Origin of the sequence: Serratia rhizosphaerae (assembly GCF_009817885.1) — a bacterium.
Classification (GTDB): domain Bacteria; phylum Pseudomonadota; class Gammaproteobacteria; order Enterobacterales; family Enterobacteriaceae; genus Serratia_B; species Serratia_B rhizosphaerae.
The window spans coordinates 1,902,606-1,927,991 of record NZ_CP041764.1 but is presented as its reverse complement, the minus strand read 5'-3'; the positions used below and the strand labels follow the sequence as shown (position 1 = coordinate 1,927,991).

General features: G+C 60.6%; 23 protein-coding genes. 12 read left to right on the top strand and 11 right to left on the bottom strand.

The window, feature by feature from the left end; translation table 11 throughout:
- Positions 1 to 35: 35 nt before the first annotated feature.
- Positions 36 to 2,198 (top strand): DNA helicase II, encoded by a 2,163-nt coding sequence (gene uvrD, locus FO014_RS09070; protein ID WP_105229347.1) that lies wholly within the window; start codon positions 36 to 38, stop codon positions 2,196 to 2,198.
- Positions 2,199 to 2,217: 19 nt separating this feature from the next.
- Here the strand turns inward: uvrD and FO014_RS09065 are convergent, their stop codons facing one another.
- Complete coding sequence (locus FO014_RS09065; protein WP_160029131.1) at positions 2,218 to 2,691, bottom strand: WbuC family cupin fold metalloprotein; 474 nt, start codon at positions 2,689 to 2,691, stop codon at positions 2,218 to 2,220.
- A gap of 512 nt (positions 2,692 to 3,203) precedes the next feature.
- On the opposite strand from FO014_RS09065, the gene corA reads away from it, so the two are divergent.
- A complete protein-coding gene (gene corA / locus FO014_RS09060) occupies positions 3,204 to 4,154 on the top strand; it encodes a magnesium/cobalt transporter CorA (protein ID WP_160029129.1) in 951 nt (316 codons plus the stop codon).
- A gap of 131 nt (positions 4,155 to 4,285) precedes the next feature.
- On the top strand, positions 4,286 to 5,350 hold the full coding sequence (locus tag FO014_RS09055; protein WP_160029127.1) for an AbrB family transcriptional regulator: 1,065 nt from the start codon (positions 4,286 to 4,288) through the stop codon (positions 5,348 to 5,350).
- Here the strand turns inward: FO014_RS09055 and rarD are convergent.
- A complete protein-coding gene (gene rarD / locus FO014_RS09050; protein WP_105229352.1) occupies positions 5,342 to 6,229 on the bottom strand; it encodes an EamA family transporter RarD in 888 nt (295 codons plus the stop codon). The genes FO014_RS09055 and rarD overlap by 9 nt on opposite strands.
- Before the next feature lie 63 nt (positions 6,230 to 6,292).
- Positions 6,293 to 6,763: a thioesterase family protein gene (locus FO014_RS09045; RefSeq protein WP_160029125.1), complete on the bottom strand. Its 471-nt coding sequence runs from the start codon at positions 6,761 to 6,763 to the stop codon at positions 6,293 to 6,295.
- 202 nt (positions 6,764 to 6,965) lie between these two features.
- Here FO014_RS09045 and pldA point away from each other — a divergent pair, with 202 nt between their 5' ends.
- The 5 genes from pldA to yigL all read left to right on the top strand — a co-directional run bounded on the left by pldA (position 6,966) and on the right by yigL (position 12,275).
- A complete protein-coding gene (gene pldA, locus FO014_RS09040) occupies positions 6,966 to 7,844 on the top strand; it encodes a phospholipase A (protein ID WP_105229354.1) in 879 nt (292 codons plus the stop codon).
- A gap of 85 nt (positions 7,845 to 7,929) precedes the next feature.
- Positions 7,930 to 9,762 (top strand): ATP-dependent DNA helicase RecQ, encoded by a 1,833-nt coding sequence (gene recQ, locus FO014_RS09035; protein ID WP_160029123.1) that lies wholly within the window; start codon positions 7,930 to 7,932, stop codon positions 9,760 to 9,762.
- Positions 9,763 to 9,764: 2 nt separating this feature from the next.
- Positions 9,765 to 10,394: a threonine export protein RhtC gene (rhtC, locus tag FO014_RS09030; RefSeq protein WP_105229356.1), complete on the top strand. Its 630-nt coding sequence runs from the start codon at positions 9,765 to 9,767 to the stop codon at positions 10,392 to 10,394.
- Positions 10,395 to 10,425: 31 nt separating this feature from the next.
- On the top strand, positions 10,426 to 11,466 hold the full coding sequence (pldB, locus tag FO014_RS09025) for a lysophospholipase L2 (RefSeq protein WP_160029121.1): 1,041 nt from the start codon (positions 10,426 to 10,428) through the stop codon (positions 11,464 to 11,466).
- 8 nt (positions 11,467 to 11,474) lie between these two features.
- On the top strand, positions 11,475 to 12,275 hold the full coding sequence (gene yigL / locus FO014_RS09020; protein ID WP_160029119.1) for a sugar/pyridoxal phosphate phosphatase YigL: 801 nt from the start codon (positions 11,475 to 11,477) through the stop codon (positions 12,273 to 12,275).
- Between the two features lie 67 nt (positions 12,276 to 12,342).
- Here the strand turns inward: yigL and glpQ are convergent, their stop codons facing one another.
- The gene (gene glpQ / locus FO014_RS09015) at positions 12,343 to 13,422 is read right to left on the bottom strand and encodes a glycerophosphodiester phosphodiesterase (protein ID WP_160029117.1); all 1,080 of its coding nucleotides are present in this window, start codon (positions 13,420 to 13,422) and stop codon (positions 12,343 to 12,345) included.
- A gap of 235 nt (positions 13,423 to 13,657) precedes the next feature.
- The gene (gene glpT / locus FO014_RS09010; RefSeq protein ID WP_160029115.1) at positions 13,658 to 15,010 is read right to left on the bottom strand and encodes a glycerol-3-phosphate transporter; all 1,353 of its coding nucleotides are present in this window, start codon (positions 15,008 to 15,010) and stop codon (positions 13,658 to 13,660) included.
- 360 nt (positions 15,011 to 15,370) lie between these two features.
- Here glpT and glpA point away from each other — a divergent pair, with 360 nt between their 5' ends.
- Genes glpA through glpC form a run of 3 tightly spaced genes read left to right on the top strand, consistent with a single transcriptional unit; the run spans position 15,371 to position 19,477 of the window.
- Entirely contained in the window at positions 15,371 to 17,020 is a 1,650-nt protein-coding gene (gene glpA / locus FO014_RS09005) for an anaerobic glycerol-3-phosphate dehydrogenase subunit A (protein ID WP_160029113.1), read from the top strand.
- Positions 17,010 to 18,281 (top strand): glycerol-3-phosphate dehydrogenase subunit GlpB, encoded by a 1,272-nt coding sequence (gene glpB / locus FO014_RS09000; RefSeq protein ID WP_160031386.1) that lies wholly within the window; start codon positions 17,010 to 17,012, stop codon positions 18,279 to 18,281. Before glpA ends, glpB begins: the two co-directional genes overlap by 11 nt.
- Positions 18,278 to 19,477: an anaerobic glycerol-3-phosphate dehydrogenase subunit GlpC gene (gene glpC, locus FO014_RS08995; protein WP_160029111.1), complete on the top strand. Its 1,200-nt coding sequence runs from the start codon at positions 18,278 to 18,280 to the stop codon at positions 19,475 to 19,477. The genes glpB and glpC overlap by 4 nt, the downstream gene beginning before the upstream one ends.
- 40 nt (positions 19,478 to 19,517) lie before the next feature.
- On the opposite strand, the gene FO014_RS08990 is transcribed toward glpC, so the two are convergent.
- The 3 genes from FO014_RS08990 to FO014_RS08980 form a co-directional block, all read right to left on the bottom strand.
- Positions 19,518 to 20,081, bottom strand: coding sequence for a DcrB family lipoprotein (locus FO014_RS08990; protein WP_160029109.1), 564 nt, complete (start codon positions 20,079 to 20,081; stop codon positions 19,518 to 19,520).
- A 156-nt stretch (positions 20,082 to 20,237) separates the two neighbouring features.
- Positions 20,238 to 20,669, bottom strand: coding sequence for a GNAT family N-acetyltransferase (locus tag FO014_RS08985; protein WP_160029107.1), 432 nt, complete (start codon positions 20,667 to 20,669; stop codon positions 20,238 to 20,240).
- Between the two features lie 39 nt (positions 20,670 to 20,708).
- On the bottom strand, positions 20,709 to 21,374 hold the full coding sequence (locus FO014_RS08980; protein ID WP_160029105.1) for a 7-cyano-7-deazaguanine/7-aminomethyl-7-deazaguanine transporter: 666 nt from the start codon (positions 21,372 to 21,374) through the stop codon (positions 20,709 to 20,711).
- A gap of 268 nt (positions 21,375 to 21,642) precedes the next feature.
- On the opposite strand from FO014_RS08980, the gene tusA reads away from it, so the two are divergent.
- The gene (gene tusA, locus FO014_RS08975; protein WP_015344163.1) at positions 21,643 to 21,897 is read left to right on the top strand and encodes a sulfurtransferase TusA; all 255 of its coding nucleotides are present in this window, start codon (positions 21,643 to 21,645) and stop codon (positions 21,895 to 21,897) included.
- A 17-nt stretch (positions 21,898 to 21,914) separates the two neighbouring features.
- Here the strand turns inward: tusA and FO014_RS08970 are convergent, their stop codons facing one another.
- From FO014_RS08970 to FO014_RS08960, 3 genes are read right to left on the bottom strand one after another with little or no spacing between them, the layout of a single operon-like run.
- The gene (locus FO014_RS08970; protein ID WP_246168104.1) at positions 21,915 to 23,009 is read right to left on the bottom strand and encodes a DUF4056 domain-containing protein; all 1,095 of its coding nucleotides are present in this window, start codon (positions 23,007 to 23,009) and stop codon (positions 21,915 to 21,917) included.
- 26 nt (positions 23,010 to 23,035) lie between these two features.
- The gene (locus FO014_RS08965; RefSeq protein ID WP_160029101.1) at positions 23,036 to 24,163 is read right to left on the bottom strand and encodes a BamA/TamA family outer membrane protein; all 1,128 of its coding nucleotides are present in this window, start codon (positions 24,161 to 24,163) and stop codon (positions 23,036 to 23,038) included.
- Entirely contained in the window at positions 24,163 to 25,251 is a 1,089-nt protein-coding gene (locus FO014_RS08960; protein ID WP_160031385.1) for a hypothetical protein, read from the bottom strand. Before FO014_RS08960 ends, FO014_RS08965 begins: the two co-directional genes overlap by 1 nt.
- Between the last annotated feature and the right edge of the window lie 135 nt (positions 25,252 to 25,386).

The window sequence follows — 25,386 nt, the reverse complement described above, 5'->3', positions numbered from 1 at the left end:
CCGGCGCGGTTTTCCCTTACCACGTAATGGTGCCTATGGACGTTTCCGACCTGCTCAACAGCATGAATGACAAACAACGTGAAGCCGTGGCGGCGCCACGCAGTAACCTGTTGGTGCTGGCGGGCGCGGGAAGCGGCAAAACCCGGGTGCTGGTGCATCGCATCGCCTGGCTGCTGGCGGTGGAGAATTGCTCGCCGTATTCGATTATGGCGGTCACCTTCACCAACAAGGCGGCAGCGGAGATGCGCCATCGTATCGAGCAACTGATCGGCACCAGCCAGGGCGGCATGTGGATCGGCACCTTCCACGGCCTGGCGCACCGTCTGCTGCGCGCCCACCATATGGACGCCAACCTGCCGCAGGACTTCCAGATTCTCGACAGTGAGGATCAGCTGCGGTTGCTCAAACGCATTATCCGCGCGCTGAACGTGGACGAGAAACAGTGGCCGCCGCGTCAGGCGATGTGGTACATCAACGGCAAAAAAGATGACGGCCTGCGTCCGCAGCATATTGAAAGCTATGGCAATCCGGTGGAAGCCACTTGGCTGCGCATCTATCAGGCCTATCAGGAGGCCTGCGATCGCGCCGGGCTGGTGGACTTTGCTGAACTGCTGCTGCGCGCCCACGAGCTGTGGCTGAACAAGCCGCACATCCTCAACCATTACCGCGATCGCTTCACTAACATTCTGGTGGACGAATTCCAGGATACCAACCGTATTCAGTACGCCTGGATCCGCCTGCTGGCGGGCGACCGGGCCAATGTGATGATCGTCGGCGACGACGATCAGTCGATCTACGGCTGGCGCGGCGCGCAGGTGGAGAATATTCAGCGCTTCCTGAAAGACTTTCCGGGCGCCGAAACCATCCGTCTGGAGCAGAACTACCGTTCGACCAGCAATATCCTCAAGGCCGCCAACACGCTGATCGCCAATAACGACGGCCGCATGGGGAAAAACCTGTGGACCGAAGGGGCGGAAGGGGAGCCGATTTCGCTGTACTGCGCGTTCAACGAGCTGGATGAAGCCCGCTTTGTGGTCAACCGCATCAAAACCTGGCAGGAAAACGGCGGCGCGCTGAACGACTGCGCAATCCTCTACCGCAGTAACGCCCAGTCGCGCGTGCTGGAAGAGGCGCTGCTGCAAACCGCCATGCCGTACCGCATTTACGGCGGCATGCGCTTCTTCGAGCGGCAGGAGATCAAAGATGCGCTGGCCTACCTGCGTCTGATCGCCAACCGTAACGACGATGCGGCGTTTGAGCGCGTGGTGAACACGCCGACGCGCGGCATCGGCGACCGCACGCTGGACGTGGTGCGCCAGACGGCGCGCGATCGTCAGCTGACGCTGTGGCAGGCCACGCGCGCGCTGCTGCAGGACAAAGTCCTGGCCGGACGCGCCGCCTCCGCCCTGCAGCGCTTCACCGAGCTGGTGGATTCGCTGGCGCATGAAACCGCGGATATGCCGCTGCACGTGCAGACCGACCGGGTGATCCGCGACTCCGGCCTGTTCCTCATGTATGAGCAGGAAAAGGGTGAAAAGGGCCAGGCGCGGATCGAAAACCTGGAGGAACTGGTGACGGCGACGCGCCAGTTCAGCTATCAGGATGAAGATCAGGATTTAATGCCGCTGCAGGCGTTTTTATCGCACGCGGCGCTGGAGGCCGGCGAAGGGCAGGCCGACGCCTATCAGGACGCGGTGCAGCTGATGACGCTGCACTCGGCCAAAGGGCTGGAGTTCCGCCAGGTGTTTATCGTCGGCGTGGAAGAGGGCATGTTCCCCAGCCAGATGTCGCTGGAAGAGGGCGGCCGGCTGGAAGAGGAGCGTCGCCTGGCCTATGTCGGCCTGACGCGGGCGATGGAAAAGCTGACGCTGACCTACGCCGAGACGCGCCGGCTGTACGGCAAGGAAGTGTACCATCGGCCATCACGCTTTATCGGCGAGATCCCGGAGGAGTGCGTGGAGGAAGTGCGGCTGCGCGCCAGCGTGTCGCGGCCGGTGAAACACCAGCGTATGGGCACGCCAATCAGCGAGAACGATACCGGCTACAAACTGGGTCAGCGGGTGCGCCATCCGAAGTTCGGCGAAGGCACCATCGTCAACTTGGAAGGCAGCGGCGAGCACAGTCGGCTGCAGATTGCTTTCCAGGGTGAAGGCATCAAATGGCTGGTGGCGGCCTACGCCAAGCTGGAGACGCCGTAATCCCCCGGCGCCCGGCGCCTCAACCCGGGTAGCGGTCGCCTTCCTGCGCGGTCGCGTACCAGCGCAACACCGCCTCAATGCCGTCGCCGCCTTCGGGCGGCGCCCAGCGCATGCAGTCTTCCGCCGTTAACGGCTGATACGGCCCCGGCTTCACCTCGAACAGCACCCCGCCGGCGTCGACCGACAGCACGGTATGCCAGACGTTGACGGGCATTTCCAGCAGCCGGTTCTCTTCGCCCAGCACAATACGCCGGGTCACCGCGCCGTGGTCGTCAAACTGCAGCACCACAAAGCGGCCGCGCAGCGGCGTCAGCAGCTCCCAGCTTTGCGGGTGGCGGTGCGGGCGAATATAGGTGCCCGGCTCCATGGCGATGGTCATTCTCTGCACCGGCTCATTGATATCGTCATGCAGCAGGTGGTGGGTGCGCAGGCGCGGCAGTTGGGCGGCCTGCTCGCCCATGGTGTTCATCTGTTGTTGGGTTATCAATTTCATTAAGGAAATCCGCAAGCTATCGATAAAGAGAGTCTAGCAACTTTCCCGGCGCGGGGCGCTGCGCGCGGTCATTTCTTTGCGCCGGCGCGCGGATTTTTATGGCCTTGTCATCATGGTGAATTGTTGGGTATTTATCCTGTTTAACGTGTTGACAGGCTTTTTCCTCTCGGCGTAACATGCGCGCACGATTATCAATGAGGACATTCGCCTTGGACACACCCAGTAGATGCTGGCTCACTGACCTGGATCCCAACAGGTACAACTTCTAAGGCTATCCCATTACGCTGATAGCCTTCGTGGTTGTCGGCGACCCCTCCGTGCGTCGCTCTGAGTCAGATCTCTTTATGGTCTGAAACGAGCATGGCCTGTGTGCCTCCCCGTTTCTGTGCTTCAACGCGTTGTCTGCCTAAAATGATGTGAGTTGCATCAGTGGGTTTGGGCGTTCTGTCGCCCGGGATGATGCAATTCCAATGAATGCAGGGTATCCCCTCACCATTAGGGAGTTTTAGCACATGCTAAGCGCTTTCAGATTAGATAACAGCCGCTTGTCCCGCCTTGAGCTGGATGAGGCCGAAGACCTGACCACCTCACTGTGGGTAGACCTGGTCGAGCCGGAAGAAAGCGAGCGCGACCGTGTGCAACATGAGCTGGGGCAAAGCCTGGCCACCCGTCCGGAACTGGACGACATCGAGGCCTCGGCGCGTTTTTTTGAAGACGAAGACGGTCTGCACATCCACTCCTTCTTCTATTTCGAAGATGCGGAAGATCACGCCGGCAACTCCACCGTGGCGTTCACCATCCGTGACGGCAGGTTGTATACGCTGCGCGAGCGCGAGCTGCCGGCGTTTCGCCTGTACCGCATGCGCGCCCGTAATCAGATGATGGTGGATGGCAACGCCTATGAACTGCTGCTGGATCTGTTTGAAACCAAAATTGAACAGCTGGCGGACGAAATTGAGAATATTTACAGCGATCTGGAAAAGCTCAGCCGGGTGATAATGGAAGGGCATCAGGGCGATGAGTACGACGAGGCGCTGTCGACGCTGGCGGAGCTGGAAGACATCGGCTGGAAGGTGCGCCTGTGTCTGATGGATACCCAGCGCGCGCTGAATTTCCTGGTGCGTAAGGCGCGGCTGCCGACCGGCCAGCTGGAGCAGGCGCGCGAGGTGCTGCGCGATATCGAATCCCTGCTGCCGCACAATGAGTCGCTGTTCCAGAAGGTAAACTTCCTGATGCAGGCGGCGATGGGCTTTATCAATATCGAACAGAACCGCATCATCAAGATCTTCTCGGTGGTGTCGGTGGTGTTCCTGCCGCCGACGCTGGTGGCCTCCAGCTACGGCATGAACTTCGAATTTATGCCGGAGCTGAAGTGGTCGTTTGGCTATCCGGGGGCGATCAGCCTGATGATTCTGGCGGGCCTGGCGCCGTACCTGTACTTTAAGCGTAAGAACTGGCTATAAGCCGGCGCGCTTCCCGGCCTGCCGGCGTCAAGCCGCAGGCCGGGGCGGCGTAGCGCCTGCCGCATCGTGATTTCACGCCGTTAGCCTGCTAAGATAATTCCCTGCAAAATTATTTGAAGGCAATCCTTCCCATGGAGAGGTTCCCCGCGGTACTGCAATGGCTGATCCTGCTGCTGGCGTCGCTGGCGCTGGGCTTCGCCCTGCTGGCGTTCCATATTCCCGCCGCCCTGTTGCTGGGGCCGATGATCGTTGGCGTGACCATGGGGCTGCTGGGCGCGTCGGTACGCATTCCTAAACCGCTGTTTATCGGCGCGCAGGCCGTGCTGGGCTGCATGATCGCCCAAAGCCTATCCCCTTCCATTCTGACGCCGCTGCTGGCCGACTGGCCGCTGATTTTACTGGTATTGCTGGCGACGCTGCTGGCCAGCGCCATCTCCGGCTGGTGTCTGGTGCGCTTTAGCGATCTGCCCGGCCCGACCGGCGCCTGGGGCGCGTCGCCCGGCGGCGCCTCGGCGATGGTCGCCATGGCCGGCGACTTCGGCGCCGACGTGCGTTTGGTGGCGTTTATGCAGTATCTGCGCGTACTGTTTGTCGCCACGGCGGCGGCGGCGGTGGCGCGTATCGGTCTGGGGGATGAAGCGGGGCAGAGCAGCGCCGCATTGGTCTGGTTCCCGCCGCTGGACTGGCGCTTTCTGGCGACGCTGGCGGTGGCGGCCGCAGGCGCCTGGCTGGGGCCGCGGCTGCGTATTCCTTCGGGAGCGCTGCTGCTGCCGATGATTATCGGCGCCGCGCTGCACTCCAGCGGCGCGATGGCGCTGCAGATCCCGGAATGGCTGCTGGCGCTGGCCTATACGCTGATTGGCTGGAGCGTGGGGTTGCGTTTCACCCGGCCGATCCTGTTGCTGGCGATGCGTACGCTGCCGCAGATGCTGGTGTCCATCGCCGCGCTGATGCTGTTTTGCGGCCTGCTGGCGTGGATGCTGACCTGTTTCCTGCCGGTAGACATGATGACCGCCTACCTGGCCACCAGTCCCGGCGGGCTGGATACGGTGGCGATTATCGCCGCCGGCAGTCGGGTGGATATGTCATTTGTGATGGCGCTGCAGACGCTGCGGCTGTTCACCATCCTGCTGACCGGGCCGGCGATCGCGCGTTTTATTTCCAACCACGCGACGCCGGCCTCCAGCTCATCGTAGCTTGCGCTGGGTGTACAGGGCGTCGAGGGTAAACAGCACCAGCGCCGCCCAGATAAAGCCGAAGGTCACCAGTTTATCCTGACCGACGGTTTCCCCGTAGAAGGTGACCGCCAGCAGGAACATCAGCGTCGGGCCGAGATACTGGAAAAAGCCCAGCGTCGACAGGCGCAGACGGGTGGCGGCGGCGGTGAAGAACAGCAGCGGCACGGTGGTGACAATGCCGGCGGCGACCAGCAGCAGGTTCAGCGACCAGGGGTTGGCGCCGAGATGGCTGGTGGCGCTGTCGGCGATAAAGAACAGATAAACGGCGGCGACCGGCAGCAGCCACAGCGTCTCAATCAGCATACCGGTCTGCGCGTCGATGGCGATTTTCTTGCGCAGCAGGCCGTAAAACGCAAAGCTGAACGCCAGCCCCAGCCCGATAACCGGCAATGAGCCGAACTGCCACAGCTGCACCAGCACGCCGGTAAACGCCAGGGCGACCGCCACCCACTGCATCCGGCGGAAACGCTCGCCGAGAAACAGCACCCCCAGCAATACGTTCACCAGCGGGTTGATGAAGTAGCCCAGGCTGGCTTCCAGCATATGGTGGTTATTCACCGCCCAGATAAATAGCAGCCAGTTGCCGCCGACCAGCAGCGCGGTGAGCGCCAGCAGCAGCAGGCGCTTGCGGTTGGCGCAGGCGGCGCGCACCTTCGGCCAGTTACGCCCCAGCGTCACCAGCGCCAGCATAAAGAAAAACGACCAGATAATCCGGTGGGTAAGGATTTCGTCGGCCGGTACCTGCTGGATAAGTTTGAAATAGGCCGGGGCGATGCCCCAAATAAAATAGGCGGCCAGGGCAAAGAAGATGCCCTGACGCGTTTGCTGTGCGTCCATGACGTGACCTGGAGGTAAGGGTTCGGATACGGTGAGTGTACTGAAGACGCTCACCGGGCACAATCAGCCAACCAGATAGGTGGCGGTGGCGCTGGCGATATGCAGGCCGTCGTTGTTATGCAGCTCGACGCGGGCGACGGCCACCTTGTTGCCGCTGCGCAGCACCGAGGCGGAGGCGATGAAATGTTCGCCGCGGCCGGGGCGCAGATAGTCGACGCGCAGGTCGATGGTGCCCATGCGCGACAGGCGCGCCGCCAGCTCCTCTTCAATCAGCGATTCCTGACGCATCAGCACGCTGCCGACGCATGCCAACCCGGCGGCGACGTCCAGCACCGAGGCGATCACGCCGCCGTGCAGGATCTTCTGCGCGGCGTTGCCTACCAGTTTGTGCTGATTGGTAAAGGTCAGTTCGACGCCGTCGTCGTCAAAATGGCGCAGTTCCAATCCCAGTTCGCGGTTAAACGGCATGTGATAAACAAAGATTTCGCCAATTTTCTGGCGAGCGGCTTCCGTTGTAAGAGGCAGGGTCGACATAATGGTGATTCTTCTTATTGATAGATGGGTTTAAGATACTGGTCAGTCCAGGTTAATGACTTGTTGATTTTATGCTTAACCTTTGTTGCTTTCCAGACTATTCCAATAAAAGCGCCCCGGACTGCTGTAAACGCTGCTTTGTGTGTAAAATGGCCTGTTTTTATTTCAGGGTGTGTTTTTATTTGCTGGAGTGATGAGAATTATGCGTATTCTGTCAGGGGCCGTAATGGCAACGCTGCTGGCCCCGGCGCTGGTTCAGGCCGAAGAAGCGAAACAACAAGAAATACATGATAAACCGGCGGTTAACGGCAGCATTATCGCCAATATGCTGCAGTCCCACGATAACCCGTTTACGCTCTACCCGTACGAACCTAACTACATACTGTATAGCTACACCAGCGATCTCAATAAAGAGGCGATCGACAGCTACAGCTGGGCGAACCATGCGCGCAAAGACGAAGTGAAATTCCAGCTCAGCCTGGCGTTTCCGCTGTGGCGCGGCATTGTTGGTGAAAACTCGGTGCTCGGCGCGTCCTATACTCAGCGTTCCTGGTGGCAGCTCTCCAACAGCGGTCAGTCCTCGCCGTTCCGTGAAACCAACTATGAGCCGCAGATTTTCCTCGGTTGGGCAACGGATTACACCTTTGCCGGCTGGACATTGCGCGACATCGAGGTGGGGCTTAACCACCAGTCGAACGGCCGTTCGGAGCCGACCTCGCGCAGCTGGAACCGCGCCTACGCGCGCCTGATGGCGCAGAACGGCAACTGGCAGGTCGATGTCAAACCCTGGCTGCGTTTCTCTGAAAGCGCCAGCAGCGACGACAACCCGGATATCACCAAATATATGGGCTACTACCGCCTGAAAGTCGGTTATACCTGGGGCGAGAGCGTCTTCAGCGTGGACGGCCACTACAACTGGAATACCGGCTTCGGCGGAGCGGAACTGGGCTGGAGCTATCCGATCACCAAGCATGTCCGCTTCTATACCCAGGTATTCAGCGGCTACGGTGAATCGATGATTGATTACAACTTCCGGCAGACACGCGTCGGCGTTGGTGTCATGCTGAACGATATTATGTAATCATATCCCCGCGTCCCTGAGGCCGCCGCAAATCTGGCGGCGGCCTCATTTATCGGGGTACTCAGAATTTAACATGGGGAAGTGTGTGTCTACCGCAGCAGTGATAAACAGCGAATTGCTGGCAGAGCAGGTGTTACGCGACACCTTTGGCTATCAACAATTCCGTCCGGGACAACAAACGATTATCGACGCGGCGACCCGCGGCCAAGACTGCCTGGTGGTGATGCCGACCGGCGGCGGCAAATCGTTGTGCTATCAAATCCCGGCGCTGATGCTGGAGGGACTGACCCTGGTGGTCTCCCCGCTGATCTCCCTGATGAAGGATCAGGTGGATCAACTGCTGGCCAACGGCGTGGCGGCGGCCTGCTACAACTCGACGCAAACGCGCGAACAGCAGTTGGAAGTGATGGCCGGTTGCCGCAGCGGCGCGATTAAAATGCTGTATATCGCCCCTGAACGCCTGATGATGGACAGCTTCCTGTCGCTGCTCGACAGCTGCCCGCCGGCGATGCTGGCGGTGGACGAGGCGCACTGTATTTCCCAGTGGGGCCACGATTTCCGGCCGGAATACAGCGCGCTTGGCCAGCTGAAGCAGCGCTTCCCGGCGATGCCGGTGGTCGCGCTGACGGCGACCGCTGACGAGACCACGCGCAATGACATTTCGCGCCTGCTGGCGCTGCAGGATCCGCTGATTCAGGTCAGCAGCTTCGACCGGCCGAACATCCGTTATACGCTGGTGGAGAAGTTTAAACCGCTCGATCAGCTGTGGCGCTTTGTGCAGGACCAGCGCGGTAAAAGCGGCATTATCTACTGCAACAGCCGCGCCAAGGTGGAAGACACCGCCGCCCGTCTGCAGAGCCGCGGCCTGAGCGTGGGGGCATACCACGCCGGCCTCGACAACGCGCGGCGCGCACAGGTGCAGGAAGCCTTCCAGCGCGACGATCTGCAGGTGGTGGTGGCCACGGTGGCGTTCGGCATGGGGATCAACAAGCCCAACGTTCGTTTCGTGGTGCACTTCGATATTCCGCGCAACATTGAGTCCTACTATCAGGAAACCGGCCGCGCCGGCCGTGACGGCCTGCCGGCGGAGGCGATTCTGCTGTATGACCCGGCCGATATGGCCTGGCTGCGCCGCTGTCTGGAGGAGAAGCCCGCCGGGCAGCAGTTGGATATCGAGCGTCATAAGCTCAACGCCATGGGCGCCTTTGCTGAAGCGCAAACCTGCCGGCGTCTGGTGCTGCTCAACTACTTTGGCGAAGGCAAACAACAGGCCTGCGGCAACTGCGATATCTGCCTCGACCCGCCGAAGCGCTATGACGGGCTGGAGGACGCGCGCAAGGCGCTGTCGGCGATTGGCCGCGTCGGCCAGCGTTTCGGTATCGGCTACGTGGTGGAAGTGCTGCGCGGCTCCAATAATCAGCGCATCCGCGAGTTCGGCCACGACAAACTGCCTGTATACGGCATCGGTCGCGATCACACCACCGAACATTGGATCAGCGTGCTGCGCCAGCTGATCCATCTGGGCTTTATTACCCAGAACGTCGCCATGCACTCGGCGCTGCAGCTGACTGAAGCCGCACGTCCGGTACTGCGCGGCGAAGTGGAGCTGCAGCTGGCGGTGCCGCGTATTCAGAGCCTGAAGGCGCGCGGCGGCGCGGCGCAGAAATCCTACGGCGGCAACTACGACCGCAAACTGTTCGCCAAGCTGCGCAAGCTGCGTAAATCGATCGCCGATGAAGAAAATATTCCGCCGTACGTGGTGTTTAACGACTCGACGCTGCTGGAAATGGCGGAACAGATGCCGATCCGGGCCAGCGAACTGCTGAGCGTCAACGGCGTCGGCCAGCGTAAACTTGAACGTTTCGGCGCGCCGTTTATGGCGATGATCCGCGACCATATGGATAACGATGAGGATTAATCATGCTGATGCTGTTTCTGACCGTCGCGCTGGTGCACCTGATCGCCCTGATGAGTCCGGGGCCTGATTTCTTCTTTGTGTCACAGACCGCCGCCAGCCGATCGCGCCGCGAGGCGATGATGGGCGTGCTGGGCATCGCCCTGGGGATCGTGGTGTGGGCCGGCGTGGCGCTGATGGGGCTGCACCTGATTCTGGCGAAGATGGCCTGGCTGCATCAGATCATTATGGTCGGCGGCGGCATCTATCTGTGCTGGATGGGCTGGCAACTGCTGCGTTCGGCGCGCGCCAGGCGCGGGCAGCCGGCGGCGCAGCCTGATGAGGCGCAGGTGGCGCTGGCCAAGCCGGGCCGCAGTTTTATCCGCGGTTTTCTCACCAATTTGTCCAACCCGAAAGCGGTGATCTACTTCGGCAGCGTGTTTTCGCTGTTTGTCGGCGACAGCGTCGGCGCCGGCGCGCGCTGGGGGCTGTTTCTGCTGATCGTGGCGGAAACTTTTGCCTGGTTCAGCCTGGTGGCGATGATTTTCGCCCTGCCGGCGATGCGCCGCGGCTATCAGCGGCTGGCGAAATGGATCGACGGCCTGGCGGGCGTCCTGTTCACCGGTTTCGGTTTGCACCTGATTTTTACTCGTTAAACGGGCGACGGCAGCGGAAGGAAAGCATGTCATGACGGCGTTTATACTCAGCCCCGATGAATGGCTCACGCGTGAAACCCAGTTTGCGGCCTTTGCCACCGGGCCACTGCTGGATTTCTGGCGTCAGCGTCAGGAGGGCGAGTTCAGCGGCGTCGACGATGTGCCGATCCGCTACGTGCGCTTTAGCGCGCCGCAGCACCAGCGGGTGGTGGTGATAAGCCCCGGCCGCATCGAAAGCTATGTGAAATATCCGGAAGTCGCCTACGATCTGTTTCAGTGCGGCTACGACGTGATGATTATCGATCACCGCGGGCAGGGACGTTCCGGGCGTCTGCTGGCGGACAGCCATCGCGGTCACGTGGTGAACTTTGCCGATTACGTCGAAGACTTTACGCGTTTTTATCAGCAGGCGGTGCTGCCGCTGGGGTATCGCCAGCATTTCGCCCTGGCGCACTCGATGGGCGGCGCGATTCTGGCGCAGTTCCTCGCCCGGCAGCCGCAGGCGTTTGCCGCCGCCGCGCTGTGCGCGCCGATGTTCGGCATCTTTTTACCGATGCCTGACTGGATGGCGCAGCGTATCCTGAACTGGGCGGAAAAGCGGCCGAATGTGCGTGATTACTACGCGGTGGGCACCGGACAATGGCGGCCGCTGCCGTATGTGGTCAACGTACTGACCCACAGCCGTGAACGCTACCGGCGCTCGGTGCGTTATTATGCCGACTACCCGGAGCTGCAGGTGGGCGGACCGACCTACCACTGGGTGCGGGAAAGTATTCAGGCCGGGCAACAGGCGATTGCCGAGGCGAAGGACATCACCACGCCAATCTTGTTATTGCAGGCCGGTGAGGAACGGGTGGTTGATAACCGTTCGCACCAGGCTTTTTGTCAGGCACTGTCAGACGCGGGACACCCTTGTGAAGGGGGCGAACCGTGGGTTATCCAGGGCGCGCGCCATGAGATCCTGTTTGAGCGGGACGCTATGCGCGCCGAAGCGTTGAACGCAATCCTGCGTTTTTATGCCCAACACGCTTTCAGCGGCGCTGATGCCGCCGACAACTCCATTAGAGGTTGAACGTATTTATGTATCATGTTGTTGCTTCCGACCTGGATGGCACCCTGCTGTCCCCTGACCATACTTTGTCGCCTTATGCCAAGGAGACGCTGCAGCTGCTGACGCAGCGCGGCGTGCACTTTGTGTTCGCCACCGGACGTCACCATATCGATGTGGGACAAATCCGCGATAATCTCGGCATCAGCGCGTTTATGATCACCTCCAACGGCGCGCGGGTGCACAACACCGCCGGCGAACTGATCTTCAGCCATAACCTGGACGGCGATATTGCCCGCGATCTGTACGGCATCGTCCATAACAGCCCGGATATCACCACCAATGTCTACCGCGACGATGACTGGTTTATCAACCGCGAAAGCCCGGAGCAGAAGGAGTTTTTCCGCGAGTCGGTGTTTAAATATCAGCTGTTTGAGCCGGGCTTGCTGGAAACTGACGGCGTCTGCAAGGTGTACTTCACCTGCGACGACCACGAGCAGTTGCTGCCGCTGGAAGAGGCGATTAACGCGCGCTGGGGCGACCGGGTGAACGTCAGCTTCTCGTTCCCGACCTGTCTGGAGGTGATGGCCGGCGGCGTGTCGAAGGGGCATGCGCTGGAAGAGGTGGCGAAAATCATCGGCTATTCGCTGAAAGAGTGCATCGCGTTCGGCGACGGCATGAACGATCTGGAAATGCTGGCGATGGCGGGCAAGGGCTGCATTATGCGTGACGCGCATCAGCGCCTGAAGGACAAACTGCCGGAGCTGGAGGTGATTGGCTCCAACGTGGATAACGCGGTGCCGCATTATCTGCGCGAGATGTTCCTCTCCTGAGTGATGCAGGCGGGGACGCCCCCGCCCGCATTGACAACGTCGCTGGCCTGCCGGCCAGCCGCGTGTATTACCGGTGTTGCCCCTGTTTTTGCAGGAACTGCACGCCTTTGTCCGGGAAGTCGGTGAATACCCCGTCAACGCCGGCCTGGTTATAAATCACGTCGTACAGCTGATTGACGTCGGTGACGTACTTCGGCAGCGCGTCGGCGCGGATGGTAAACGGATGTACCGCCAGCTTGTTGGCGTGCGCTTCTTTCACCATATCAGTCAGTACGATGTGGCCCGGTTTGGATTTCTCGGCTGCCACCAGCATATGGTAATCAGGCCCGATGCCGTCGGCATACTGGGCGATCTGCTTCATCGCACCCGGCTTGAACATCCAGTCGTAGTCGTAATTGACCCACTTACCGTCGGCGTTCTGCTCGTAGGTTTCATTCCAGTCGTTATAGGCGATCAGCTGCACCAGCTTCAGGTCCATGCCCAGCTTCGGCTCCAACTGGGTTTTGATGCGTTTCAGCTCGTTGGCGTCGAAGCACTGCAGGTACACATTGTCATTTTTACCGGTATAGCCGTACTGCTTCAGCACCGCCAGCACCTTGCTGGAAATATCTTTCCCTTCCTGCTGGTGGAACCACGGCGCCTTGATTTCCGGATAGATGCCGATGTTCTTGCCGGTTGAGTGGTTCAGGCCCTGCACGAACTCAATCTCTTCCTGGAAGGTGTGGACGCGGAAATCGGATTTACCCATCGGGAAGCGGCCCGGGTAGCTCTGCACCTGCTTGCCGTCTTTGATATCAAAGCCTTCGGTGAACTTCAGCGATTTGATCTCGGCCAGGGTAAAGTCGATGGCGTAGTAGCGGCCGTCTTTGCGTGCGCGATCCGGGAAGCGTTGGGCGACGTCGGTGACGCGGTCCAGGTAGTGATCGTGCAGCACCACCAGTTCGTCGTCCTTGGTCATCACCAGATCCTGCTCGAGGAAATCCGCGCCCTGCGCGTAGGCCATGGCCTTGGCCGGCAGCGTGTGTTCCGGCAGGTAGCCGCTGGCGCCGCGGTGGGCGATCACCACCTTGTCGGCGGCGAAGGCGGCGCTGCTGAGGGTAGTCGCCAGAATAATCCCTGACAGCAGGGCTTTAACGTGAGTCCGCATAGTCTTCTCCTTAAGTGGCAGGGCAGCCGCAGGCGGCATCGTTGCCAGTGGGTGGGGAATAAAAAGGCCGCGGTGCGGCCTTTGGGTATATACCCGTCATACGCCAAGTGACCGGTGTGTTGGCGGCGCTCAGTCACCCGAATCGCTTACCTGAGTAAGCTCATCGGGATACCTTCTCTTGCCGCCTTCCTGTCACCCGAGTTGTTTCGGGTATAGTGCGTGGTTTTCGTGACGATTAGCCGCGTTTCGCCGCAATGTCTGCGTGATGTTTCTTCTCGTTCAGCATGGTCAGCAGCAGCAGGAAGACTGCGGCGATGCTGCCGCCGATCATCACCATAAAGCCGCCGTCCCAGCCGAAGAAGTCCACGGTGTAGCCGACGATGGCGCTGGCGGCGACCGAGCCGCCCAGATAACCGAACAAACCGGTGAAGCCGGCGGCGGTGCCTGCGGCCTTCTTCGGCACCAGTTCCAGCGCGTGCAGGCCGATCAGCATCACCGGGCCGTAAATCAGGAAGCCGATGACCAGCATACAGAGCATATCGATCGTCGGGTTGCCCGCCGGGTTCATCCAGAAGACGATGGTGGCGATGGTGACCAGCGTCATAAAGAAGACGCCGGTGGCGCCGCGGTTGCCTTTAAACACTTTATCTGACATCCAGCCGCACAGCAGGGTGCCTGGGATACCGGCATATTCGTACAGGAAGTAGGCCCAGGAGGACTTATCCAGCGCGAAGTGCTTCACTTCTTTCAGGTAGGTCGGCGACCAGTCCAGAATGCCGTAGCGCAGCAGGTAAACGAACACGTTGGCGACCGCGATATACCACAGCAGTTTGTTCGGCAGGATGTACTGCATGAAGATCTGCTTGGCGGTCAGTTCTTCTTCCGCTTTTTCGCTGTAATCGTCCGGGTAGTCGTTTTTGTACTCTTCCACCGGCGGCAGGCCGCAGGACTGCGGCGTATCGCGCATCAGACCAAAGGCGATCAGGGCCACCAGAATGGCGCCGAAGGCCGGCATGTACAGCGCGGCGTGCCAGTCGTTGAACCAGGCCATGCCGAGCAGGAACAGCAGCGGCGGCAGGCCGCCGCCGACGTTATGTGCGCAGTTCCAGATGGAGACGATCTGGCCGCGTTCTTTCTGCGACCACCAGTGCACCATGGTACGGCCGCACGGCGGCCAGCCCATGCCCTGGAACCAGCCGCACAGGAACAGCAGCACGAACATCACGGCGATGCTGGAGGTGGCCCACGGAACAAAGCCCATAAACAGCATGACGCAGGCGGCCAGAATCAGACCGGCGGGCAGGAAGACGCGCGGGTTAGAGCGGTCGGACACCGAGCCCATGATAAATTTGGAGAAACCGTAAGCGATGGAGATCCCTGACAGGGCGAAGCCCAGGTCGCCGCGGCTGAAGCCTTCCTCGATCAGATACGGCATCGCCAGGGTGAAGTTTTTACGTACCAGATAGTACGCGGCGTAGCCGAAGAAAATTCCCATAAAAATTTGCCAGCGCAGTCGGCGATAGAGCGGATCTACCTTGTCGACCGGCACACGAGAAGTGTGTGCGGCTGGCTTAAAAATACTCAACATGAGCGCCTCCGATTGGCTTTATCAGTATGACACGCTCAGAGCAGGCGTTCTGAGTCGTGTTTGAGCGGATATCTAAAGTGTTGCTTTTTGTTCTATAACGAGCGCCATGCTAGACAAAACCCCTGGTTGGCTCTGTGATGGATGGCGCATTTGTTACATTTTTATAAAACAACGGCGAATTTTGAGCGATTCGTTAACGTTATGAAATAGACAAAGCCAAAAAAGTCGTGATGACGATCACATAAGTGGATTTTTATAGACATTTCTCTTTCGTTTTATGTTCGTTATTGTTCCTTATCAAACAAATTCCACACTAACTATGGATCAATAGCCCCATAATCAGCGTCATTGGGGGTGGAAATGAGCCACGCTTCACCGGTAACTGAAACGGATGTCATCATTATAGGCGGCGGCGCGACCGGCGCCGGCATTGCCCGCGACTGCGCGCGCCGCGGCTTACGCTGCCTGCTGCTGGAGCGTCACGATATCGCCACCGGCGCCACCGGGCGCAACCACGGCCTGCTGCACAGCGGCGCGCGTTATGCGGTGACCGACGGCGAATCCGCCCGCGAGTGCATTGAAGAAAACCGCATTCTGAAACGTATTGCGCATCACTGCATCGAGCGCACCGATGGCCTGTTCATCACGCTGCCGCAGGATTCGCTGGCGTATCAGCAACAGTTTATCCAGGCCTGTCGGCAGGCCGGCATTGACGCACAGGCGATTGATCCGCAGCAGGCGCTGCGCCTGGAGCCGGCGGCCAACCCGGCGCTGATCGGCGCCGTGCGGGTGCCGGACGGCACGGTCGATCCTTTCCGGCTGACCGCCGCCAATATGCTGGACGCGCGCGAACAGGGCGCGCAGATCCTGACCTACCATCAGGTGGTGGGGCTGTTGCGCGTGGGCGATCGCGTGCGCGGCGTGCGCGTTTACGACCATCAGCAGCGGCGTCAGTATGAAATTCATGCCGAGGTGGTGGTCAACGCCGCCGGCATCTGGGGCCAGCAAATTGCCGAATACGCCGATCTGCGCGTACGCATGTTCCCGGCGAAGGGGGCGCTGCTGATCCTCGGCCATCGCATTAACAACATGGTGATCAACCGCTGCCGTAAACCGGCGGACGCCGACATTCTGGTGCCGGGCGACACCATCTCGCTGATCGGCACCACCTCGACGCACATTGATTACGACCAGATCGACAACATGCTGGTGACGCCGCAGGAAGTGGATACGCTGATGCGCGAAGGGGCGCTGCTGGCGCCCGCGATGGCGCAGACCCGTATTCTGCGCGCCTATGCCGGCGTGCGGCCGCTGGTGGCCAGCGATGACGACCCGTCCGGGCGTAACGTCAGCCGCGGCATTGTGCTGCTCGACCATGCGCAGCGCGACGGCCTGGAAGGCTTTATCACCATCACCGGCGGCAAGCTGATGACTTACCGGCTGATGGCGGAGTGGGCCACCGACCTGGTGTGCGAAAAACTCGCCGTCAACGCCCGCTGCACCACCGCGGAACAGGCGCTGCCCGGCTCGCGTCAGTCGGCGGAAGAAACCGTGCGCCGCGTGGTGTCGCTGCCGGCCAGCATCCGCGGTTCGGCGGTGTATCGCCACGGCGACCGCGCCGGATTGGTGCCGGCCGAGAATCGCCTCGATACCAGTCTGGTGTGCGAATGCGAAGCGGTGACCGCCGGCGAAGTACGCTACGCGGTAGAGTCGCTGACGGTCAATAACCTGGTGGATTTACGCCGCCGCACCCGCGTGGGAATGGGCACCTGTCAGGGCGAACTGTGCGCCTGCCGCGCCGCCGGCCTGCTGTCCCGTTTTAATGTCAGCACGCCGCAGCAGTCCATCACCCAGCTCTCCCACTTCCTGAACGAACGCTGGAAAGGCGTGCGGCCGATCGCCTGGGGCGATGCGCTGCGCGAAAGCGAGTTCACCAGTTGGGTCTATCAGGGACTGTGCGGGCTGGATGCGTGCGGCGACGGCAAACAGGAGGCGGATGATGCAATTTGACGTCGTAGTGATCGGCGGCGGGCTGGCGGGCTTGAGCTGCGCGCTGCGTTTGAGCGAGCAGGGCCGGCGCTGCGCGGTGGTGAGCAACGGGCAGAGTGCGCTCTATTTTGCCTCCGGTTCGCTGGATCTGCTGGCGCAGTTGCCGGACGGCACGCCGGTGGCGGCGCCGCTCGACGCGCTGCCCGCGTTGGCGCAACAGGCGCCGCAGCACCCTTACAGCCTGATGGGCGCGTCGCAGGTGGCCGCGCTGGCGAACGAGGCGCAGCAGCTGCTGCAGCGCTGCGGCCTGGCGATGCAGGGCGACAGCCGGATGAACCATCTGCGCGTTACGCCGCTGGGCACGCGGCGGGCGACCTGGCTCAGTCCGCAAGCGGTGCCGACCACGCCGCTGGACGCGCCGCTGCCGTGGCGCAGCATCGCGCTGCTGGGCATCGAAGGCTTTCTGGATTTCCAGCCGCAGTTGGCGGCCAGCTCGCTGCAGCGCCAGCAGGGCGTTGACGTTCTTGTCGGCTATCTGCATCTGCCGGCGCTCGACCGTCTGCGCAATAACCCCAGCGAATTTCGCGCGGTCAATATCGCCCGGGTGTTGGATATGCCGGAACAACACGCCGCGCTGGCGGAGGAAATCCGGCGGCTGGCGGACGAGGCGGAGGCCGTATTCCTGCCGGCCTGTCTGGGACTGGAGGATGACCGCGCGCTGCAGGCGCTGCAGCAGCGGCTGGGCAAGCCGGTAATGCTGTTGCCGACCTTGCCGCCTTCGGTATTGGGCATGCGCCTGCACCAGGCGCTGCGTCAGCGTCTGGTGCAGCTGGGCGGTGTGCTGATGCCCGGCGATCGCGCGCTGCGCGCCGAGTTTGACGGCGGACGGGTGACGGCGCTGTATACCCGTAACCACGGCGATATTCCGCTGCGGGCGCCGCAGCTGGTGTTGGCCGGCGGCAGTTTCTTCAGTAACGGCCTCAGTTCGGATATCAACGGCATCCGCGAGCCGGTCTTCGGGCTGGATGTTTACGACCGCGCCGAGCGTGCCGACTGGTGTCAGCGCGACCTGTTCGCGCCGCAACCCTATCTGCAGTTCGGCGTGCGCACCGACGCGCAACTGCGAGCCGTCAGGCAGGGGCAGGCGCTGGATAACCTGTACGCCATCGGCGCGGTGACCGGCGGCTACGATCCGCTGCAGCAGGGGTGCGGCGCCGGCGTGTCGTTGTTGGGGGCGCTGCATGTCGCCCGACATATTGTTGAACAGGGAGGGGACGCATGAGCCTGACGAGCGATAACAGCTTTGAAAGCTGCATCAAATGCACCGTCTGCACCACCTATTGTCCGGTGGCCAAGGTGAATCCGCTCTATCCGGGGCCGAAGCAGGCGGGACCGGACGGCGAGCGTCTGCGGCTGAAGGACCCGGCGCTGTATGACGAAGCGCTGAAGTACTGCACTAACTGCAAACGCTGCGAAGTGGCCTGCCCGTCGGAGGTCAAAATCGGCGATATTATTCAGCGGGCGCGTGCCGATCTGAGCCAGAGCAAACCGAGCCTGCGCGACGCCCTCCTCAGCCATACCGACATTATGGGGTCGCTGTCGACGCCGTTCGCGCCGATCGTCAATGCCGCCACCGGACTGAAACCGGTGCGCAAACTGCTGGATAAGGCGCTGAAAATTGACCATCGCCGCACGTTGCCGAAGTACTCGTTCGGCACCTTCCGCCGCTGGTATCGTCAGCAGGCGCAGCAGCAGCGGGGCTATGCCGAGCAGGTGGCGTTTTTCCACGGCTGCTTTGTTAACTACAACCATCCGCAGCTGGGCAAGGATCTGATCCGCGTGTTTAACGCCATGGGGATCGGCGTTCAGCTGCTGCAGCGGGAAAAATGCTGCGGCGTGCCGTTGATCGCCAACGGTTTTATCGAACAGGCGAAAAAACAGGCGACGGTGAACGCCGAATCCCTGCGCCAGACGGTGCTGGAGCAGGGCGTGCCGGTGGTGGCGACCTCGTCGAGCTGCACCTTTACCCTGCGCGATGAGTATCCGCACCTGTTAGGCGTGGACACCATGGCGGTGCGTGACCGCGTGGAGCTGGCGACGCGTTACCTCTACCGTCTGCTGAGCGAAGGGCGGACGCTGCCGCTGCGCCATACGCCGCTGCGCGTGGCCTACCATACGCCGTGCCATATGGAGAAAATGGGCTGGACGGCCTACACCCTGGAACTGCTGCGGCAGATCCCCGGGCTGGAGCTGGTGGTGCTGGATTCGCAGTGCTGCGGCATTGCCGGCACGTACGGTTTTAAATCGGAGAATTACGCCACCTCGCAGGGCATCGGCGCATCGCTGTTCCGGCAGATTGAGCAGAGCGGCGTTGATTGGGTGATTACCGACTGTGAAACCTGTAAATGGCAGATTGAAATGTCGACCAGCAAGCGCTGTGAACATCCGATCACGCTGCTGGCGCAGGCACTGGCCTGAGCGGGAGAGAACGGGGCCGGCAGCGCCGGCCCGCGGAGGATTACTGTTTGAGCTTCAGCGTATTGATAATCGCGGAGGCGTCGGTCTGCGCCTGCTGCTGATTATCCGCCGGCAGCGTCACCTGAATGGTCAGCAGGTGGTTGTCCAGCGTGCCGATCAGGATAGACGAGTAGGCTTTCTCGCCGCCGCTGCTGAGGATGCTGTCCAGCTGGCGCAGCGGGATGCCGTCGACTTCGATGGCTTTATTGGTCACTACCTGCAGGTTGGCGTCGCGCGCGCGCTGCGTGGTTTCCAGACGCTGTGCCAGCGTTTCCAGGCTCTCGCTGGTTTTATCGCCCAGAATGACGATCACCGCGCGCTGGCCGGTGCTGTCGGCATACACGTGCATATTGTTGGCCTGATTGCCCAGCTTGCCGCTTTGGTCAGACATGCCGGTCGGCAGGGTAAAGGCCAGTTTACCGTCCAGCAAACTCACCTGCTGCGCGGCCGCACTGCTGCTGGCGGTGTCGCCGGCCGGCGCCTGGGCGTCTTTGGTGTCGCCGTCGCAGGCTGCCAGGCCAAGTACCAGCAGGCTGATACCCATTAATTTTGCTACTTTACGCATTGGGCTTTCTTCCTTTTCTTCACGGGTTATACCCTGAATCATGCGAATGCAGGGCAGCGTATAACGCTAAGGTTCCTGTTACCTGAAGTATGACGGATAGCGTGTCTCTTTGCTCGATCGCAACCTATTGTGTAGCGAAATGCAAGGTGGATTTTGTCACACCCTTTTTTCCAGTAATAGCCGATAATCAGCCACTTCGCCCTTCTTTTCCAGCGCAATAATCTGATAGTGACGGCTGACCAGCAACATCAGCATACCGCGAAACTGATTGCGCGTTTTCACCGTCAGCCGGCTGAAGCCCTGCGTACGCGCCCAGCGTTCCTGTTCTTCCAGCAGTTGTCCGGCGACGCCGCGGCGGCGGAAGGCGGGCAGCACGCCGCCCAGCCAGCTGTAGAAGGTATCGTCATCGGTTTGATAGCCCAGCTTGAAACCGACCGGCTGGCCGTCCAGTTCGGCAATCAGCGCGTGATGCACGGCGTTGCCGATACGCAGCTGCAGATCCTGCAGGCGGTGTGCTGCGGCGAATTCGGGGATATGCTGATAGAGCTGCCGGATTTGTGCCAGCGTGGCAGGGCGGGTGGTTAACATCTGGGCGGCCTCCGTCGTTGCGCAGGCCGCCATCATAACCTAACTCGTCTGCAGCGCGCCGTTCTGATGACGGCCGGCAAGGTATTTCAACAGCATGTTCAGCAGCACGCCGTACATCGGCAGGAAGAACAGCAGGCAGATCATCACCTTGAAGCTGTAATCCACCAGGGCGATTTCCACCCAGTTGGCGGCCATAAACGGATCGCTGCTCCGGTAGAAGGCGATAAAGAAGAACGACAGCGTATCGCTGATATTGCCGAGGAACATCGCAGCGGCGGGTGCGACCCACCAGGCGCTGCGCTGGCGCAGGCGGTTAAATACGTGCACGTCGAGGATCTGGCCGAGCACGTAGGCCATAAAGCTGGCGACGGCGATGCGTGCGACAAACAGATTGAACTGACCCAGCGCCGCCAGCCCCTGCCATTCACCCTGAAACGTCACGGTGGAAATCACGTAGGAGATAAACAGCGCCGGCACCATCACCGCCAGAATGATCTTTCTCGCCAGCGGCGCGCCGAAAATGCGCACGGTCAGATCGGTGGCCAGAAAAATAAACGGAAAGGTAAAAGCGCCCCAGGTGGTGTGGAAGCCGAAAATGGTAATCGGCAGCTGCACCAGATAGTTGCTGGAGGTAATGATGAGGATGTGGAACAGCGACAGCCAAAGCAACGCGCCGGTGCGCTGTTGCGGAGTAAAAGCGTACATAAATGACCTTTTTGAATCAATGGGGTGAGGGAACCCATACCGACGATGTTCACCCTGCAGTGTGCGGGGCGATCAATAAATTGTACGGCCGCTTTTTTTGTCAGCCGCGCGGCGCATGATACGCGTTTGCGCAACCAATGCAATCAACGGTGCGGTTAAAATACACGCAAACGTTAACGCATGTTGCACAGAAAAACCACCGGCGTAAACTATGCCGTTATGAGATCCGGCGAGCGTTCGCCGATCGTAGTTGATCGAGATAAATAACATGAGTGACATCTTTTCCCAGGCAGACCAAACGCTCGATGCGCTTGGCCTGCGCTGTCCAGAACCGGTGATGATGGTGCGTAAAACCGTACGCCATATGGACAATGGCCAAACGCTGCTGATCATTGCCGACGATCCGGCCACCACCCGCGATATCCCCGGCTTCTGCCGTTTTATGGAGCATACGCTGGTGGCGCAGGAGACTGAGCAGACCCCTTACCGCTATTTGCTGCGTAAGGGCACCGCTGCTGCCTGAGGCCGGCGCGCCGTCCGTCAACGCTTTTCCAGTATCTGCCGGGCGTCTTCGGCCCGGGCGTGCAGCGCCAGGGCGCTGAAGTCTTTCGCCGTATAGTAGGGCGACGGCGGCAGCAGATGACGCGGGGAACTGCCCGGCCAGAGCTGTAACTCTCCGATATCATCCAACGGAATGCCGTAGCGCTGCTGCGGCAGCATCAGACGCTGCGGCGCGGTGCGTTCGAACGGCACCGGCGTCGGCAGACGGTTGTCGCCGGTGTCATAGTTGCGTTTCAACACCAAAAACTTTTCCGGCACCCGCCGGTGGCTGTCCCACCAGTCGCCGTCGATAGCGGCCAGTTGCCGCCGGGTCTGCGTGGCGGATACCGCGCCAAGCTGATTAAGCGCCGCAGGCAGCAGGCTTTCCATCGCCCGGTTATAGCTGCCGACCGAAACCGCGCCGCCCTGTAAAATTACATCGATCGCCAGCCGCGCGCCCAGCAGGTTGGAGTAGAGATCTTCCGGCGAAAAGGCGGAGATCTCCTCGGAAAAACCGGGTACGGACTGGTAACCGTACCACTGGGCGATTTCATGCCAGGCGGCCAGCTGGTATGCCAGTTTCCCTGCCAGATAGGCCGCCAGCGTATAGCGCTGCGCCGCGTCTGCCGGCGGCGTAAAGGCGTTGAGCTGAATCCGCCGCTGCGCCAGCTCCTCCCCCAGGGAGAGCTGCCAGCGTTGGCCGAGCCGTGGCAGGATCTGGCTGAAGAGGTACAGGGTGTTGTCGGCGGTGTCGCGTACGTGGGCGATATCAATAAACCCGCCGCGGCGGGTGTACAGCAGACCGTCCCGCTCGCTGCTCAGCCCCAGCACATTGCTGACGGCGCCGAAGGCGCTGTCGTTATAGCGGTGGTGGCCAAGCTGATTGGCGTCCACCACGTTGCCTAATTGGTAAAAGGGCACCGGAATGCCCAGCGCCTGTACCTTGAGATCGAAGCCAAAGGCGCAGCACGGGCGCAGCCCGTCCGGCGCGGACAGCGGGGGCGCCACCGGCCAGGCGATGCGCGTGGCGCGGGTCGGCTGTGCTGTGATAGTGGTTTCCGTCGCCGCGACGGCCTGTGCCGTATTCAGAAACATGATGAATATCAGCGCACTATAACGCATTAAAAAGCTTCTCCCACTTGAAAATAGAACCCGCTGCTCTGACGTCCGACGCCGAAGTCGAGGCGTACGTTCATCCGCGGTTTAAACTCAAAACGGTAGCCGGCGCCGACGGTCGGCAGCCAGTTGCCGCTCCCCAGATCGCCGGCGCTGCGGCTCATGGTGCCGGTGCCGGCCCACAGCACATAGCCATGCCGCCAGTTGAGCTTGCGGCGGTATTCGATCTGTCCGCTGAAGGCGTTGCGATCGCGGTAGCGCCCCTGATAGTAACCACGCATACGGTTATCGTTGCCCAACTCCGACAGGCGATCCCATGGCACTTCGCCGCTGGCAAAACGGCCGTAGAGATCGAGCGCCAGTACGCTTTTGGCGCTCAGACTATGGTACAGATTGTACTGCGATTCCAGCGTTTCGAACCGGCTGTCGCTGCCTAGCTCAGGGGCGAAATGGGTGTAGGTCAGGTTGAAGTACTGTCCGCGACTGGCGTTGGCGACAAAGTCCCGCGTATCGTAACTGAAATGCGCGCTGACGCCGGAACTGATCGAAGACGGCCCGGCCGCTTCCGACAGAAACAGGCTGTGGTCGCCGTTGTCCGGATCGTCGGCGTGGGTCGAGGAGAAATCCCAGCCGAGTCCCAGGTAGGTAGCATCGGCAATGCGGTACATCACGACAGGCGCGACCTGCAGCGACTGCTGGGTATATTTTTCCTTGTTGCTATCATGCCGGCCGGCCTGATAGCCGGTGCCCCAGTAATAGGTGGGCATATTTTTCATGCTGCCGGTGGTGAAAAAGCGCCATTGGTCGTTGGCGAAGAAGCTGTAGTTTTCAAAACCCATGCCGAATGCGCCGGTCGAACTGAAAAAGCCTTTGAGCGCCAGCGTAGAGTTTTGACTGACGCTGTCGCTGCTGTCCGGGCGATACATGCCGACCACGGCAGTGCCAATGCCCAGGCCCAGTTCCGGGGTATAGAACGGCCCCGGCAGTACGCCCCAGTCGATGGTCTTACGGTGGTCAAAATGGTTGTCTGCGCCCAGCGGGCGCAGCAGGTCGTCAATCTGCTGCCGGCTGGGCAGCACGGCGCAGGCCGCCGTTTGCACCGTCAACAGCAGAAGGGGAAGCCAGCGTAACATCAGAAGCGATATTCAGCGGAAACCATCGCACTGTTGCGCTCGCTAAAGCCGATTTCCGTCATCACGTTGAAGTTCCGGGTGATCTCATATTGCGCGCCGACCAGCACGTTCCACGGTGACTGCAGGTGTTGCTTGACCCGGAAGCGCCCTTCACCGCGCTGGTTGGCGATAGCGATCAGCGGCTGCAGAGCGGCCGGCATATTCAGATCTCCCAGGCTGCCTTTAAACTCTTGCTGTACGTCCTGATACATGCTGCCGACCCACAGGTTCAGATGGCTGGTGCCGCTGATGCCCGGCATCTGGAAACGATAGCCGACGCGCGGCGTCACGGTGAGCGCCGAAATTTGCCCGTCGAGAATGTTGAAGTCGGTGCGGGTGTAGTTGGTGTCCAGTGTGGTGAACCAGTTTTCATAGCCGCCGGCCAGCGTAAAGCCGGCACCGTAGGTGGTGCCCTTAAAATCCAGATTAAAATCCAGATCTTTCAGCTGACCGCTTTTGTTCATTTGGTGCACGGCTGAGGCGATGATCCTTTCCATCAGACCGGTGTATTGGCTTGGGTCGGCATCGACGGAAACGATCGAATGGGAGCTGCCACGGGTATGGCCGACGATGCCGTAGACGTTCAGGAACGGTAACACCCAGGCGTCGAGACGCATCGTTTCGGTTTTACTTTTCTCGCGGCTGTTTTCGGCTTTGATATTAAACAGATCGCCCGGCATCTGGAAGGTGTCCCAACCCAACCCGGAGAAGGCGATACTGCTGACCTCAATATTCTGCCGCATATTCATATGGTTAATGCCGATACCGAAGGTTTCCGGCAGATCGTAGCCGCGCGCGCGCGCTTCATCGCCCCAGAAAGGCAGCATGTGGTGTTGTGACTGTGACAGTGGCGCGGCGGCGGGTTCGGCCAGCGCCGGCGTGACGTCCTGCTGGCTGGCCGCCGGCAATGCGCCTTGGGAAAAAGCGGGGCGCTGGGCGTTGTCAATCAGCCGCTCGGTGTCTTCAGTAGTGGGTTGTTGCGCAAATGTTACCGCTGAAAACAGCGCTACGGGAACGAAAATAACGTTTTTATAGTTAAAGGGTTTCATCATTCAGGCTCTTTGCATGGGAATACGCGAAAAAAGCGGAGTATTCTTATGGTAAGAGCGTAAGGGTATAATAAATAAAGCAAGGGTGTACGCACATTTAATGCGCCTATTGTGCTCCGCGCTGCGCGCGGAGCA